A 15,399-nucleotide genomic window follows, 5' to 3' on the forward strand; every position below is an offset into this window, starting at 1 on the left:
CTGTGGCAGCAGGGATCAGAATTCGCAAGCAGGAGGCAAAAGCCATGAGCGAACTGACAGGCACAAGTGCAGCAGACACCTTAGAGGGCACCGAGGACAATGATACCCTGTTCGGTTCTGGCGGGGCGGACAGCCTCATCGGCGGCGATGGCGATGACGTGATCTCCGGCGGCAATGGCGACGACACCCTGAACGGATCGGACGGCAATGACACACTGACCGGCGGTGCGGGCGCGGATCGGTTCGTTTTCGAAGATGACGGCGACAGCGTTATCACCGATTTCAACCCGGCCGAGGACACGCTGCGCATCGACACTAGCGCCGATTCGCTAGACGACACGCGGGAAGACGGCAATATCATCCTGGAATGGGATGACAACCGCCTGGTGCTTCAGGACACCACGGACAATCTGGGCGACTCCCTGATCCTGGACTCCGATGATGACGATGATGATGATGACGAGGAAGAAGAACAAGAGAACGAGAACGCGGAGGACGACGAGGACGAGGACGAGGACGAAACCGAGGACGAAACCGAGGACAGCGGTGACGACGAGGACGAAGACGAGGATGATGACGACTCTGATGACGGCCTCCGCACCGACGGCGACAATGGCGACAACCTGCTGACGGGCAGCAATGGAGACGACGACCTGCGCGGCGGCAATGGCTTTGACACCCTGATCGGCGGCGATGGCGACGACGAGCTGCGCGGCAACCGCCAGGATGACAGCCTGGTCGGCGGCGATGGCAACGACGAATTGCGCGGCGGCGGCCAGCGGGACACCCTGTCCGGTGGCGCGGGCCGGGACGAGCTGGACGGCCAGTGGGGCAATGACACCCTTTTGGGCGGTGCCGGAAATGACGACCTGGAAGGCGGCTTTGGCAATGACACGCTGAACGGCGGCACCGGCAATGACACGCTGGAAGGCGACCAGGGCAATGACACGCTCACCGGCGGCGCCGGGGCGGACCTGTTCAAGTTCGAGGGCCTGAGCGGCCAGAATATCATCACCGACTTCAATGCCGACAGCGACCGTATCAAGATCGAACCGCGCACCGGCGATGTGACACAGACAGTAACCGATGACGGCCTGCTGCTGGATTGGGACGGTGACAGCCTGCTGGTAACGGGGCTGGACGACACGCTCGGCGGCGACGCGCTGGACGTATCCCTGGACGACGACGCCGACGACAGCGACGGCACCGCGGATGATGACGCGGATGACGATGCCGACGATGACGACGATGACGCGGACGACAACCCCGGTCAGGGCGAAACTCCCCGCAGTGATGACGATGGTGACGATGATACGAATCGCCGGGGCACCAATACGCCCGAAACCATCATTGGCACCGCCAATGACGACGACATCCGGGCCGGTGGCGGTGCCGATACGCTGGAAGGCGGCGCCGGAGACGACGAGATTCGCGGCAATCGCGGTGCTGACCTGATACGGGGCGGCAATGGCGATGACGACATTCTCGGCGGCGGACAGGATGACCTGATCTTCGGCAATGCCGGGGCCGACGAACTGAACGGTCAATGGGGCAACGACACCCTGATCGGCGGGGCCGGGGATGACGAGCTCAGCGGCCTGTTCGCCCGCGACCTGCTGGACGGCGGCGACGGCGACGATGAACTGAATGGCGGCTTCGGCAGTGACACGCTGAAAGGCGGCAATAGCGATGACGAGCTGGAAGGGGAACAAGGTGCCGACTTCCTGGATGGCGGCGCTGGCATTGACGAACTGGAAGGCGGCGTTGGCCGGGACACCCTGCTGGGTGGCAGCGGCAATGACGACCTGTCCGGCGACCAGGGCAGCGACAGCCTGGATGGCGGTGCCGGCAATGATGTGATTGAAGGCAATGTGGGCGCCGATACCCTGCGTGGCGGGGCCGGAAACGATACGCTGGACGGCGGCATCGGCCCGGATCAAATCACCACCGGCGCCGGGGCCGACACCGTGATAATGCGCACCCGCACCGGCGAGGACGTGGTCACGGACTTCAACACGGATGAAGACCTGCTGCGCCTGGACCTGAATGACCGGGCCAGCGAGTCACTGAACCTGGCCGCGCGGGACGGTGGCACGCTGGTAAGCTGGAACGGCGGCGAAATCTTCCTCGAAGGGGTGAACGTGGACGAAAATACCACCGCCGCCGACGTGGACTGGATAACCCTGAGCTAAAACCGGCTCAAGACACAAAAGGCACAAAAAGAGCGCGGAGGGCTGGCACCCTCCGCGCTTTTCTTGTGTGCATCGATCCGCGCGGGCGACGCGGCGGGAATCAATCCCCCCGCATCAATCCCCCGTTTTCAGGCGATCCATCAATTGTTTCACGGACGGAATGAATCCGTTGGAATAGAACGGGTCTTCAGCGAAGCGGAAGGCATTATGCCCGGCAAACACCAGATTCTGCTCCACCGATCCGCCATGGGCCACATCCTGCAAGGTCTTTTGAATGCAGAAGCTGCGCGGGTCCGCCAACTGGCCGGTGGACTTGTTGTCCGCCCGCTCGGCCCAGCTTGAGAAACTGCACTGGCTGAGGCAGCCCATGCAATCAGCCTGATCCTTACGGATGGTCTTGGCTGCGTCGCTGGTTTCGAAAACCAGGGTATCGTCCGGCGTCTTGAGCGCCACCTCATACCCGGCCTCGATCCATTTCAGCGCCTTTTCCTTGTCCCCTGGCCGCACATTGAACATCTTGCGCCCCACCTGCAAACGGACGGAATGCTCTTCGTCCGGCGTTTTGGCATGGGGTATCTGACGCTCCGACCGGGCCACCAGTTCGGCCAGAAAGCCGTTCTTCACCGCACTGGAAAAGAAGCCCGTGGGTGAAAAGCTGTGCAGCAGCACATCGCCGCGCTTCAGCTTCAACAACAGCTTCTTCCAGCCCTCGGAAATGGGGCTTTCGCGCGTCAGCAGCGGACGCGTGCCGAACTGAAAGGCAATGGGGCCCAGATCCTTGTTGTCGATCCAGTCCCGCCATTCCTTCAGATTCCAGACACCACCGGCCATGATGATCGGCGTTTCGCCCAGGCCCAGCTTGCGCATCATCTGCCTGAGCTCCAGAACGCGGGGAAAAGGATCACCGGGCTTTTCCGGGTCTTCCTTGTTGGACAGGCCGTTATGCCCGCCCGCGCGCCACGGGTCTTCATAGACCACGCCGCCCAGCAGATCGGATACATTCTTGTAGGCCCGGCGCCACAGCGCATTGAAGGCCCGGCCACTGGACACGATGGGATAATAGTGCACGCCATATCTGGCGGCGATTTCCGCCAGCCTGTAAGGCATCCCGGCGCCACAGGTTACCCCGTGCACCATGCCGCGGGTCTTTTCTAGAACACCGTGCAGCACACGCTGCGCACCGCCCATTTCCCACAGCACATTGATATTGATAAGCCCTTCACCGCGGGACAGTTCCCAGGCTTTCTTCACCTGATCCACCGAGCCGCGAATACCGTAATCCACCAGTTCTTCATGCCGGTCACTGCGGGTACGCCCATGATAAATCTGCGGCACCACATTGCCGTGTTCATCATAGGAATCCGCATTAACGGCGGACACGGTGCCAATACCCCCCGCCTCGGCCCAGGGGCCGGAACTGGCGCCGCTGGAAACGGAAATGCCCTTGCCGCCTTCGATCAGGGGCAGAACCTCTTTACCGCCCAGCCGGATGGGATTGAGATTGAAACTCATATAGCAGGCTCCAGAAAAGAAAGAACAGCCGGACCCTTCAGATCCGACCACGGGACCAAAACACAGCACCAGAGAAGGAACAAGACTTTTCAGCCCCGCCCTCAAGGGCGCGCTGTCCCGTCACTCTATACTGTGAAAACAGGGTGACGAAAAGATGACACAGGCCGCCGGGGATCGAAAGGAAATCTGGTGGCGGGCCCGGCCCCCGCGCCAAACAGCAAAGAGGGCGCGCCCATGGGGCCCGCCCTCCGCTCGTTCATCTCGCAAAAGGCTCAGTCCCGGCGGCGTCTCAATCCCGGCGGCGACGGGGGCCGGATTTCTCCTCCAGGCCCTCGATCGGTTCACCGGTTTCCTGATCCACCACGCGCATGGACAGGCGCACCTTGCCGCGATTGTCCACTTCAAGGCATTTCACGAACACCTCGTCGCCTTCCTTGACCACATCGGTCACCTGACCCACGCGGCCCTCGGCCAGTTCGGAGATGTGCACCAGCCCGTCACGGCTGCCCATGAAGTTCACAAAGGCGCCGAAGTCCATCAGGCGAACCACCTTGCCCTTATAGATCTTGCCGGGCTCCGGCTCGGCCACGATGCCCTCGATCCAGGTCTTGGCAGCCTCGATCTTGGCATTGTCGCTGGAAGAGACCTTGATGGTGCCGTCGTCCTCGATGTCCACCTTGGCGCCGGTGGTTTCCACGATCTCGCGGATCACCTTGCCGCCGGTGCCGATCACTTCCCGGATCTTGTCGGTGGGAATCTGAATGGTCTCGATGCGGGGCGCATGGTCGGACAGCTCGGTGCGGCTCTGACCCAGCGCCTTGTTCATCTCGTTCAGAATGTGACCGCGACCGTCACTGGCCTGATTCAGGGCGATCTGCATGATCTCTTCGGTGATGCCGGTGATCTTGATGTCCATCTGAAGGGCGGTCAGGCCCTTTTCGGTGCCGGCCACCTTGAAGTCCATGTCGCCCAGATGGTCCTCATCACCCAGAATGTCGGACAGAACGGCGAACTCGTCACCATCCTTGATCAGGCCCATGGCAATGCCGGATACCGGGCGCTTCAGCGGCACACCCGCATCCATCATGGCCAGCGAAGACCCGCAGACCGTCGCCATGGAGGAGGAACCGTTGGACTCGGTGATCTCGGAAACCAGGCGGATGGTGTAGGGGAAGTCATCTTTTTCCGGCAGAACCGCGTGCACCGCGCGCCAGGCCAGCTTGCCGTGGCCGATCTCGCGGCGGCTGGTAAAGCCCACACGGCCACACTCGCCCACCGAATAGGGCGGGAAATTGTAGTGCAGCATGAAGGGCGAACGATAGCTGCCTTCCAGCGCATCGATGATCTGCTCGTCATCGCCGGTGCCCAGCGTGCACACCACCAGGCCCTGTGTCTCGCCCCGTGTGAACAGGGCCGAACCGTGGGTGCGCGGCAGGAAGCCGGGCTCGCACGCAATGGAGCGCACCTCGCCCAGCTTGCGGCCATCGATCCGCTCGCCGGTCTTGAGGATGTCGCCGCGCACGATATCCTTTTCCATCTTCTTCAGGATATCGCCCACCAGGGTATCGCTGGCGATGTCGCCTTCGTCTTCGATCCGGGTGGCCAGTTTTTCCTTCACACCGGTCTTGATCTCGGACAGGCGCGCGGATCGCTCGGACTTGGCGCGCATACCATATGCCGCTTTCAGATCCTCTGCCGCCAGATCGCGGATTTCCGCTTCAAGCGCGCTGGTGTCGGGGCCTTCGTCCAGTTCCCACGGCTCCTTGGCGGCTTCTTCCGCCAGGGCGATGATGCCGTCGATCACCTTCTGCTGTTCCCGGTGGCCGAACATCACCGCGCCGAGCATCACGTCTTCGCTCAGCTCCGCGGCTTCGGATTCCACCATCAGCACGGCGTCACGGGTGCCGGAAACCACCAGATCCAGTTCGCTGTCCACAAGCTGGTCGGCGGTGGGGTTCAGGATATAGCTGCCATCGGCATAACCCACGCGCGCGCCGCCAATCGGGCCCATAAAGGGAATACCGGACAGAGTCAGCGCCGCGCTGGCGCCCACCATGGCCACGATATCGGGATTGTTCTCCATGTCGTGGCTCATCACGGTGCAGGTTACCTGCACTTCGTTCTTGAAGCCTTCCGGGAACAGCGGGCGCACGGGCCGGTCGATCAGGCGGCTGGTCAGCGTTTCCTTTTCCGTGGGTCGGCCTTCGCGCTTGAAAAAGCCGCCGGGAATCCGGCCTGCCGCATAAAACTTTTCCATATAGTTGACGGTGAGCGGGAAGAAATCCTGCCCCGGACGCACATTGCGCGCACCCACCACCGTGCACAACACGGAGGTTTCGCCATAAGTGGCCATCACGGCGCCGTCCGCCTGACGCGCCACATGGCCGGTTTCGAGGGTCAGCGTGCGCCCACCCCAGTCGATCACTTGTTTCTTGATATCGAACATTCTTCAACCTTCTGTTGGCCGCCCGGTTCAAAACCACCCCAACCGGCGCGACCCCGGCATGACCCCCATGGCCATGCCCCGCGTTTTTGCCTTGTCGCCTGCCGGAGCGAATCCCCGGATGCAGGCCCGTGACTCCGGGGACAATCCCCCCTGTGAGCCTTGGCGGCATGATGGTTTGCCGCCGGGTTTGTTCCATTCGCCCCCGGCCATGCCGATGCGGGACAAACGGAAAGGGCCGGCCCACCGGACCGGCCCCCATATTCTATTTCCTGAGGCCGAGACGGCCAATCAGGTCCTTGTAGCGCGCCTCATCCAGCTTGCGAACATATGTCAGCAAACGCCGGCGCTGATTGACCAGCTTCAGCAGACCACGACGGGAGTGATTGTCTTTCTTGTGGTCCTTGAAATGCTCGGTCAGATTGATGATCCGTTCGGTCAGAATGGCCACCTGCACTTCGGGGGAACCGGTGTCCCCTTCGCCGCGAGCGTATTCCTTGATCAGTTCCTGCTTACGGTCAGCCGTAATCGACATCGCTTTCTCCTTGACTTGCACTAGAGATGGAAAATCCGCACGGGTTTGAGCACGGCGCCCTGTCGCTGGGCCAGTGCGACCAGACGGTCTTCACTGGTAACAGCGACACGCACCGGCTCCGCACCGTTACGGGCCTCGGGAAGGCGAAGGCTGTCAGGCGCCACAAGCGCTTGCCCGTTTTTCAGGCGGGCGGCCTCCGCGCCGGTTACGGCACACACCGGGATGTCGTCCAGTGCGGTCTCAACCGGCAATACTGCCTCCTGGGCGCGCGCACTATGGCCTAACGCATCCAGTTTTTCAAAGGAAATCATGTGGTCCCCGGCGAACGGCCCCACCGCCAGGCGGCGCAGCGCCGTTACATGGCCGAACGTGCCCAGATGCCGGGCCAGATCGCGGGCCAGGCTGCGCACATAGGTGCCCTTGCCGCAGCGGACATGAAAGGCGCTTTCCCCCGCCGCCGCATCATGCCGGGCAAGGGTGAGCGCATCCACCCGCACGGGCCGGGCCGAAAGCGTCACGGCCTCCCCCGCGCGAGCCTTCTTGTAGGCGCGCTCGCCGTCGATCTTGATGGCGCTGTAGGCGGGCGGCACCTGCGCGATCACGCCGGTAAAGTGGGCCAGCGCGTCGGTGATGGCGGCCTGTGCGGGCACCGGGCCGCCGCTGACGGTCACCTCGCCTTCCAGATCATCCGTGTTGGTTTCCGCGCCCCAGCGCACCGTGAAATCATAGCTTTTTTCGCTGGAAACGATAAAGGGCATGGTCTTGGTGGCCTCCCCCAGCCCAAGGGGAAGACAGCCGGTGGCAAGGGGGTCCAGCGTGCCCGCATGGCCGATCTTTTGTGGACGAAGGCGCCGCTTGACCGCCGCCACCGCCTGCGCGCTGGTCATGCCAAGCGGCTTGTCCAGCACCAGCCAGCCATCGATCTTTTCACCTTTGCGCGTGCGGCCCATATCGGTGGCTCAAAGATCGGTATTGCCGTCACCCGCAAGGTCCTGCGCCACGTGCGGGTCCTTTAACAGGGTGTCGATATGGCTGGCCTCGTCAAAGCTGCTGTCCAGCTCGAAAACCAGATCGGGGGTGTATTTCATCCGCACCTGACGGCCCACACCGCCCCGGATGGCCCCGCTCAGACGGTTGAGCGCATCCAGCACCGCCGCCTGATCGCTGCCCATGAGGGGCATCACGAAAACGGTCGCGTGGCGCAGGTCCGGGCTGACGCGTACTTCCGACACGGTGATGGACGCGCCCTCCAGCGCGGGGTGCGTCAGGTCTCCGCGCATCAGAATGCTGGAAATGGCGTGGCGGACATTCTCCCCCACCCGCAATAGCCGGGTGGAGGGCTGCCCGCGTCCCTTGGACCGGCTCATGACATCCCTCGCTTCTGATCCATGAACAGCCTTGGCGGGGGCGGCGGAAACGACCCGCGCACCCTAAAGCTTCCGCTCCACCTCGTGCAGGGTATAGATCTCGACCACATCACCCTTCTTGAAATCGTGGAAGTTCTCAAAGGTCATGCCGCATTCCTGACCGGGATTAACGGTGGTCACATCATCCTTGAAGCGGCGCAGATTGCCGATCTGGCCTTCATAGATGATCACGTCATCACGCAGAATACGGGCCTTGTGGTCACGCCGGATATTGCCTTCCAGCACATAACAGCCGGCGGCCATGCCGGTTTTGCCCGCGCTGAACACATCGCGGATTTCGGCCTGGCCGATGATCTCTTCCTTGTATTCGGGGCCAAGCTCGCCAGCCATGGCGGCTTTCACCTCGTCGATGGCCTCATAGATCACCGAATAATATTTGATGGCGACGCCCTGCTGCTCGGCTGCTTCGCGGGCCTGCTTGTTGGGCCGCACATTGAAGCCGATCACCAGCGCATCGGATGCCTGGGCCAGCGCGATATCGCTTTCGGTGATGCCGCCCACGCCGCCATGGATCACGCGGCATTCGATGTCATCATTACCGGCCTTTTCCAGCGCGGTCTTCAAGGCTTCCACCGAGCCCTGCACATCGCCCTTGATCACCACGTCGAAGTTAACCTTGTCCTCGCTCTCTTTCATTTGGGTGAAGAGCGATTCCAGCGTCTTGGGCGCGGCGGCAGCGGCCTGGCGCTTGCGGCGTATTTGTTCCTGCCGGTAATCGGTGATTTCACGGGCACGGGCTTCATCCGTTACGACAGCGAAATCATCACCGGCGCCCGGCGCCCCGTTCAGGCCAAGAACCTCAACCGGCTGGCTCGGCCCGGCGGTTTCCACATTCTCGCCGCGATCGTTCAGCAACGCCCGCACCCGGCCCCATTCCGGCCCGGCCACGAAGATGTCGCCCAGATTGAGCGTGCCGCGCTGAACCATGACGGTAGCCACCGGCCCACGGCCCTTTTCCAGCTTGGCTTCCACCACCACGCCCTCGGCGGGGCGATCCGGGTTGGCCTTCAGCTCAAGAATTTCCGATTGCAGGGTGATCGCCTCTTTCAGGGCCTCGATCCCCGTACCATTGATGGCGGACACCTCCACCTCCTGCACATCGCCGGAGAAGGTTTCGGTCACCACTTCATGCTGCAACAGTTCGCTGCGCACCCGATCCGGGTCGGCGCCTTCACGGTCGATCTTGTTGATCGCCACGATGATCGGCACACCGGCGGCCTTGGCATGGTTGATCGCCTCGATGGTCTGGGGCATGACGCCATCGTCCGCCGCCACCACCAGGATCACGATATCGGTCACACGGGCGCCGCGCGCGCGCATTTCGGTAAAGGCGGCATGGCCCGGCGTGTCCAGGAAGGTGATCAGGTCGCCATCCTTGTCGGCCACCTGATAGGCGCCGATATGCTGGGTAATGCCCCCGGCTTCACCGCCGACCACATTGGTGGTGCGAATCGCATCCAGCAGGGATGTCTTGCCGTGGTCCACATGGCCCATGACCGTCACCACGGGCGCGCGGGGCTGCTTGGCCTCTTCGGCATCTTCCGCACCGAACAGACCGATTTCCACGTCCGCGTCGCTGACCAGCTTGGGCTTATGGCCGAATTCTTCCACCACCAATTGGCAGGTCTCCTGATCCAGTGTCTGATTGATGGTGGCGATCACGCCCATATTCATCAGCGCCTTGATCACCGCGGTGGATTTTTCCGCCATCCGGTTGGCCAGTTCCTGAACGGTAATGCCTTCCGGGATCGTGACTTCACGGCTCTGGCGCTGCTGTTCGCCGCCGCCACCGGTGCGGCCCTGCTTCTTGGCCTGTGCCCGGCGATAGGCCGCGACGGAACGCTGACGCCCGCCATCGGCCCCTTCCAGGGCCTTGGATACGGTCAGGCGCGAGCGGCCATTGCGATCGGTCTTGCCCTTGGCGCGCGGCGTGGCCACGGCACCGGACTTCTTTTCCTTTTTCTTGCGACGAGCCGTATCGTCCACCGGGGTCTCACCCTCGGCGGAGCGGCGGCGTGCCTCGCTCGCCTTGCGCATCCGCTCGGTCTGGGCCTCCAGGTCCGCCTTTCGACGGGCCTCTTCCTCGGCCTGTTCCTTGGCGGCGCGTTCCGCCTCGATCTTTTTGACGGTCTCGTCCTCGGTCTTCTTGCGCGCTTTTTCTTCCGCCGCCTTCTTGGCCTGCTCTTCGGCGCGGCTGCGGGCCTCCGTCTCGGCGACGGCCTCAGCCTGTTCGCGCGCGGCATTTTCCGCCGCTTCGCGTTTCTTGCGCTCTTCCTCTTCCGCCGCGCGGCGCACGGCCTCCTCGGCCTGGCGCTTGCGGGCCTCTTCCAGCACGCGGGACCGGTTGGCCAGCTCCGCGCTGGTCAGGCCATCGGCGCTGGTGTCCCGCGGGCCCCTGTCCTCGCTGGAGCGCCGGGGCGGGGCGGGCTTTTTCGGCTTGAAAGCGGGGGCCTGCGGGCGCGGTGCGGCCTGCTGCGGCGCAGCCGCGCTGCCCCCCTTCTTGACGAGTCGCTTCTTCTTGCGCTCGACAACCACCGTCTTGCCGCGACGGGCGCCACCCGACGACGCGCCAGCCGAGCCGGACTCCTTGCCCGCATTCACACCCAGCTTGCTCCGCCCAGACAGCGTCAGTTTCTTGTCGTCGCTCATACTATCCTTCAATCCCTTCCGCTTGGCTTGGCCGCGGTTGGTCGCGGTATGCCATAAGTCGGTCGCATTCGACCAGCAATTTTTCCGCCCCGGTTGCCGCGCTGGCAGCTTTTTCGGGGCCCAGAACCAGTATATGGGCCGTATTGTCCCGGCCCAGCGCCGCCGACAGACCGTCCCGGTCCAGCGGCGCACGCAGCGGCACCGGCCAATCCCCGGCCAGCGCCAGCTTCGCCAGCTTCCGGCGCCCGTCCGGCGCCGCGTCGCTGGCGGCAATCAACAGGCGCGCCCGGCGTCGCTCGGCCCCCTTGAGGGCGGCGCGCACCGTATCGAACCCGGCCAGCACATGGCCCGCCCGCCGCTCCAACCCCAGGCGATCCATCACCTGGCGGGCAAGCAGACGGTCAATCCGGGCCACCAGATCATCCGGCACCATGGCGGGCCTGACCGCCTGCTTCAAAGCGCGGCTGGCGCCCTTGTAAAAGGCGCCACTGTCCAGCCCGGCCTGAAGGTTCGGGCCATGGCACTGAACATACAGCCCGCGCCCCGGCAATTTGCCTTTCAGGTCCGGCGCCAGCACGCCGTCCGGCCCCGGCACCAGCCGGATCAGGCGCTCCGGCGGCAGGGTCTCACCGGTCAGCACACAGCGACGGCTGCACGCCTGCATCGGCCCGGCCACCGGCGCGGCCTCAGGCGCTGCCCTTCGGCGCGCTCTCGTCGGTTTCAGCGTCGGGCGCCGCGTCCGCGGTGTCTGCCGCCGGGGCCTCTGCCTCGGCAGCATCCGCGGCCACCGGGGCGTCCGCCTCGGCGTCGGCACCGGCTTCGGCGTCTGCGCCATCTTCCGCATCCACGGCTTCACCGTCCACGGCATCATCATTGCCGCCCGCCTCATCCTCGGCGGTGCCGAACGCGTCCTCCTCGGAAATCCAGCCAAGCTGCACCCGCGCCACCATGATCATGGTGCTGGCATCCGCCTCACTCAACGGGAAATCCCGAAGAATGCCGTCCTGGCTGCTGGTCAGTTCATCGGCGGCGCAACCGGCGAAGTCTTCCAGCGTCTTGACCTCTTCCTCGCCCAGCTTCACCAGCATGGGCGCGGTCAAGCCTTCAAGGTCGGCCAGATCATCGCTGACACCCAGTTCGCGGCGGCGCTCATGGGCGGCGTCCTCTTCCGCTTGCAGGAAATCGGCGGCACGGCGCTGAAGCTCCGCCACCAGATCCTCATCCAGCCCTTCCACGGACAGCAGCTCTTCCGGCTCCACATAGGCCACTTCCTCCACCTCGGTGAAACCTTCGGCCACCAGCAGGTGCGCCAGCGTGTCGTCCACGTCCAGGGCCTCCATGAAGCGCTTGCTTTGCGCCATGAACTCTTCCTGACGGCGCTCGCTCTCCTCCGCCTCGGTCATTATGTCGATGGTCCAGCCGGTAAGCTGGGATGCCAGCCGCACATTCTGCCCGCGCCGCCCGATGGCCAGCGAAAGCTGATCGTCCGGCACCACCACTTCCACGCGGCCACTGTCCTCATCCAGCACCACCTTGGTCACCTCGGCGGGCTGAAGGGCATTGACGATGAAGCTCGCCACATCCTCGGAAAAGGGAATGATGTCGATCTTCTCGCCCTGAAGCTCGTTCACCACCGCCTGAACCCGGCTGCCGCGCATCCCCACACAGGCGCCCACCGGATCGATGGACCCGTCAGAGGACAGAACGGCGATCTTGGCCCGGCTGCCCGGATCACGCGCCACCGAGCGCAGTTCGATGATGCCGTCATAGATTTCCGGCACTTCCTGCGCGAACAGGGCGGCCATGAATTCAGGCCGCGTGCGGGACATGAAAATCTGCGGGCCGCGCGTTTCCCGGCGCACATCATAGATATAGCCGCGGATACGCTCGTTCTGGCGGATATGTTCGCGCGGGATCACCTGATCGCGGCGCATGATCGCCTCGGCACGGCCAAGGTCCACGATCACATTGCCATATTCCACCCGCTTCACCAGGCCGGTGACCACCTCGCCCACACGGTCCTTGTATTCTTCATACTGGCGCTCGCGCTCGGCGTCGCGCACCTTCTGAACAATCACCTGCTTGGCCGTCTGCGCGGCGATGCGCCCGAAATCCATCGGCGGCAGGCTGGAGGCCAGATAGTCGCCCACTTCCGCATCCGGCTTGTCGTGGCGCGCATCCGCCAGGCCGATCTCCGTGGCGGGGTTTTCCACCGTGTCCACCACTTCAAGCACACGGAAGAGCCGGATTTCGCCATTATTGCGGTCGATCTGGGCGCGAATCTCGTTTTCCGCGCCATAGCGCGAACGCGCCGCTTTCTGGATCGCCTCTTCCATCGATTCCAGCACGATTTCCTTGTCGATCGACTTTTCCCGCGCCACCGCATCCGCGATGGAGAGCAATTCCAGCCGATTCGCACTGACTGCCGATGCCATTTTGCCTCACTCCTTGGCGTTCGGGGCCGCGCCCTTGCGGGGTGGCCACCGGTCTGTCCTGCCGGACGATCCGTCCGCTGCGTTTCTGTTCAAGGGCACCCGCGACCGGGCGCCCGCCCGCGGCCTCAGCCGCCAGCCTTTCCGGCCGCCTCGATCAGGGCGTCGGTCAGTACCAGCTTGGCCTTGGCCATGTCCTCGTAATTCAGGGTGACGGGGCCGAGATCCTCGGTCTCCACAGTCACCGTTCCATCGCCCACATGGGTCAGCCGACCGCGAAAACGGCGCCGTTCCCCCACTTTTTCGGTCATTTCGACCTTCACATCAAAGCCCTGCCAGCGGGCAAAATCCTTCATCCGGGTCAGAGGCCGATCAATACCGGGGGAGCTGACTTCCAGCAGATATTCGCCGCCGATCGGGTCCTCCACATCCAGCAAGGCGGACACTTCGCGGCTTACCGTCGCGCAGTCGTCCACATTCATTGTACCATCGGGCCGCTCCGCCATCACCTGAAGGGTGGGCTTGCGCCCGCCGCCATAGGTGACACGCACCAGTTCATAGCCCAGGTCCTCGACCACGGGGCCGATCAGGGTGGCGATCCGTTCTGACAAGGGGTCCAGCCCTTTCACCTGATTGGCTCCTTCCTGTCGCGCCGGGCCGATGGCCCGGAAGTCAATGCATTCTGGCGGCGGCCCGGTTTTCACCAAAGCATACGCGAAACAGTGTCCGCCGCCCGGTCCCGAAAGCCCGACAGGCAGTCACGGCCATAAAAAAAAGCGGGCTGAAAGCCCACCCCTTTCACCATCCAGTGCTTTCAGGAGAAGTGCCCTTTCTATAGCGCCTGTGCGGGCGCGGGGCAAGGACAAATCGGCCTCACCCCGTGCGGGGGCGGCGACGATAGATCAAATGGCTGGCGCGCCCCTCGATCGCCTTGGTTTCATAACGGGTGCGGGGCCAGTCATGGGGTCGGGTCTGCCAGTGAGAGACGCTTTCCGCCGTCCAGTGAAAATCATCGCGGTGGGCCATCTGAATGGCGGTCCAGCGCTTGTAGACGGGATGGTCGGTGCCGATGCGCAATTCGCCGCCATCGGCCATGACACGGGCCAGCAGATCCAGCATGGGCGGGTTGACGAAGCGCCGGCGGGCGTGACGGGTTTTGGGCCAGGGGTCCGGGTGGATCAGAAAGACCCGATCCAGGCTGGCATCTTCAAGCGCATGAAGCACATGGCGGGCATCATCGTCATACAGGCGCACCCGGTCCTGCACGCCCGCCTCGACCACCCGGTCCACCGCCGCGGCAACGCCGTTCAGATAAGGTTCGCACCCGATCAGCCCCACATTCGGGCCATGGCTCGCCTGCCAGGCCAGGTGCTCCCCCTTGCCGAAACCGATTTCCAGCCACACCCCCTCTGGCCGGGCCGGGAACAGCGTGGCCGGGTCCAGGCTTGCGGGCGGGGTATCCGGCCCCACCGGCACCCGGAGCGCAGGCAGCACATCATCAATCAGGGCCTGCTTGCGATCCGACAGGCGCGGCCCCTTGCGGCGCCCGAAAAAGCGATGTTCGGGGGGCGGCGCGACGGGCGTGTCAGGCGCGACGGGCGTGTCAGGGGCGCTGTCGGCATAGGCGCTGTCGGTATTGGCGTGTTCTGAAGTGGAAGCCATGCACGGGTCCGTTCGCGGCGGGTCGGGGACAATGATGCCCGTGGGATACACGGCCCGCCCCCATGCTGCAAGCCGGCTCGCCTTCTGGTTCAGAACTTTTCAGGGGCTTCGGTGTCCGTTGGGGTGCCTTCAAAGGTATCGCCCACGGCGCGCAGCAGATCCCGCAAACGCTGACGCACCGCCTCGTCGCCGATGCGCTCATAGGCCCGCACCAGTTCCAGCGTCTCGCGGCGGGTATAGCTGCGGTCCACCTCGAACGGCTCGCCATCCTCGGCCATGCCCTTGCGGCCATAGCCCGTCATGTCGCCGGGCATGTCCTCGAAAAAATAGGTGGGGGCCACATCAAGAATACGGGAAATGCGGAACAGGCGGCCCGCGCCGATCCGGTTGGTGCCCCGCTCGTATTTCTGAACCTGCTGAAAGGTAAGACCAAGTGCCGTGCCCAGCTTTTCCTGACTGAGACCAAGAAGCGTGCGGCGCAAACGCACGCGGGAGCCCACATGAACATCAATAGGATCCGGCATAAAAAAGCCCCTGAAAACTGACC

12 protein-coding genes are annotated in these 15,399 nt (G+C 63.7%); 1 reads left to right on the top strand and 11 read right to left on the bottom strand.

From position 1 onward, the window contains the following. Positions 1-44 precede the first annotated feature (44 nt). A complete protein-coding gene (locus WGH93_RS00140; protein WP_374762811.1) occupies positions 45-2,192 on the top strand; it encodes a calcium-binding protein in 2,148 nt (715 codons plus the stop codon). Positions 2,193-2,306: 114 nt separating this feature from the next. On the opposite strand, the gene WGH93_RS00145 is transcribed toward WGH93_RS00140, so the two are convergent. The 11 genes from WGH93_RS00145 to WGH93_RS00195 all read right to left on the bottom strand — a co-directional run bounded on the left by WGH93_RS00145 (position 2,307) and on the right by WGH93_RS00195 (position 15,376). After that, positions 2,307-3,704: an NAD(P)H-dependent flavin oxidoreductase gene (locus WGH93_RS00145; protein ID WP_374762812.1), complete on the bottom strand. Its 1,398-nt coding sequence runs from the start codon at positions 3,702-3,704 to the stop codon at positions 2,307-2,309. A 289-nt stretch (positions 3,705-3,993) separates the two neighbouring features. Continuing rightward, positions 3,994-6,150 carry a polyribonucleotide nucleotidyltransferase gene (gene pnp, locus WGH93_RS00150; protein ID WP_374762813.1) on the bottom strand — a complete coding sequence of 719 codons (2,157 nt, stop codon included), beginning with the start codon at positions 6,148-6,150 and terminating at the stop codon, positions 3,994-3,996. 262 nt (positions 6,151-6,412) lie between these two features. Next, positions 6,413-6,682, bottom strand: coding sequence for a 30S ribosomal protein S15 (gene rpsO / locus WGH93_RS00155; protein ID WP_374762814.1), 270 nt, complete (start codon positions 6,680-6,682; stop codon positions 6,413-6,415). A gap of 20 nt (positions 6,683-6,702) precedes the next feature. Beyond that, the gene (gene truB / locus WGH93_RS00160) at positions 6,703-7,632 is read right to left on the bottom strand and encodes a tRNA pseudouridine(55) synthase TruB (protein ID WP_374762815.1); all 930 of its coding nucleotides are present in this window, start codon (positions 7,630-7,632) and stop codon (positions 6,703-6,705) included. A gap of 9 nt (positions 7,633-7,641) precedes the next feature. Continuing rightward, on the bottom strand, positions 7,642-8,049 hold the full coding sequence (gene rbfA / locus WGH93_RS00165) for a 30S ribosome-binding factor RbfA (protein WP_374762816.1): 408 nt from the start codon (positions 8,047-8,049) through the stop codon (positions 7,642-7,644). 63 nt (positions 8,050-8,112) lie between these two features. Further along, positions 8,113-10,758: a translation initiation factor IF-2 gene (infB, locus tag WGH93_RS00170; protein ID WP_374762817.1), complete on the bottom strand. Its 2,646-nt coding sequence runs from the start codon at positions 10,756-10,758 to the stop codon at positions 8,113-8,115. A 1-nt stretch (position 10,759) separates the two neighbouring features. Then, the gene (locus tag WGH93_RS00175; protein WP_374762818.1) at positions 10,760-11,422 is read right to left on the bottom strand and encodes a DUF448 domain-containing protein; all 663 of its coding nucleotides are present in this window, start codon (positions 11,420-11,422) and stop codon (positions 10,760-10,762) included. Between the two features lie 22 nt (positions 11,423-11,444). Next, on the bottom strand, positions 11,445-13,193 hold the full coding sequence (gene nusA / locus WGH93_RS00180; protein ID WP_374762819.1) for a transcription termination factor NusA: 1,749 nt from the start codon (positions 13,191-13,193) through the stop codon (positions 11,445-11,447). 125 nt (positions 13,194-13,318) lie between these two features. After that, positions 13,319-13,819, bottom strand: a complete 501-nt coding sequence (gene rimP / locus WGH93_RS00185) for a ribosome maturation factor RimP (RefSeq protein WP_374762820.1) — start codon at positions 13,817-13,819, stop codon at positions 13,319-13,321. Between the two features lie 244 nt (positions 13,820-14,063). Continuing rightward, on the bottom strand, positions 14,064-14,852 hold the full coding sequence (gene trmB, locus WGH93_RS00190) for a tRNA (guanine(46)-N(7))-methyltransferase TrmB (RefSeq protein ID WP_374762821.1): 789 nt from the start codon (positions 14,850-14,852) through the stop codon (positions 14,064-14,066). A gap of 89 nt (positions 14,853-14,941) precedes the next feature. Further along, positions 14,942-15,376 (bottom strand): helix-turn-helix domain-containing protein, encoded by a 435-nt coding sequence (locus tag WGH93_RS00195; RefSeq protein ID WP_374762822.1) that lies wholly within the window; start codon positions 15,374-15,376, stop codon positions 14,942-14,944. Between the last annotated feature and the right edge of the window lie 23 nt (positions 15,377-15,399).

Source organism: Yunchengibacter salinarum (genome assembly GCF_037658235.1).
In the GTDB taxonomy this organism is placed as follows: Bacteria; Pseudomonadota; Alphaproteobacteria; order Sphingomonadales; family Kordiimonadaceae; genus Yunchengibacter; species Yunchengibacter salinarum.

What these genes read in the sequence shown, in the direction of transcription:
- nusA (WP_374762819.1), bottom strand. Translation starts at nt 13,193, where the DNA reads ATGGCATCGGCAGTCAGTGCGAATCGGCTGGAATTGCTCTCCATCGCG.
- rbfA (WP_374762816.1), bottom strand. Translation starts at nt 8,049, where the DNA reads ATGAGCCGGTCCAAGGGACGCGGGCAGCCCTCCACCCGGCTATTGCGG.
- infB (WP_374762817.1), bottom strand. Translation starts at nt 10,758, where the DNA reads ATGAGCGACGACAAGAAACTGACGCTGTCTGGGCGGAGCAAGCTGGGT.
- WGH93_RS00140 (WP_374762811.1), top strand. Translation starts at nt 45, where the DNA reads ATGAGCGAACTGACAGGCACAAGTGCAGCAGACACCTTAGAGGGCACC.
- trmB (WP_374762821.1), bottom strand. Translation starts at nt 14,852, where the DNA reads ATGGCTTCCACTTCAGAACACGCCAATACCGACAGCGCCTATGCCGAC.
- pnp (WP_374762813.1), bottom strand. Translation starts at nt 6,150, where the DNA reads ATGTTCGATATCAAGAAACAAGTGATCGACTGGGGTGGGCGCACGCTG.
- WGH93_RS00145 (WP_374762812.1), bottom strand. Translation starts at nt 3,704, where the DNA reads ATGAGTTTCAATCTCAATCCCATCCGGCTGGGCGGTAAAGAGGTTCTG.
- WGH93_RS00175 (WP_374762818.1), bottom strand. Translation starts at nt 11,422, where the DNA reads ATGCAGGCGTGCAGCCGTCGCTGTGTGCTGACCGGTGAGACCCTGCCG.
- truB (WP_374762815.1), bottom strand. Translation starts at nt 7,632, where the DNA reads ATGGGCCGCACGCGCAAAGGTGAAAAGATCGATGGCTGGCTGGTGCTG.
- rpsO (WP_374762814.1), bottom strand. Translation starts at nt 6,682, where the DNA reads ATGTCGATTACGGCTGACCGTAAGCAGGAACTGATCAAGGAATACGCT.
- WGH93_RS00195 (WP_374762822.1), bottom strand. Translation starts at nt 15,376, where the DNA reads ATGCCGGATCCTATTGATGTTCATGTGGGCTCCCGCGTGCGTTTGCGC.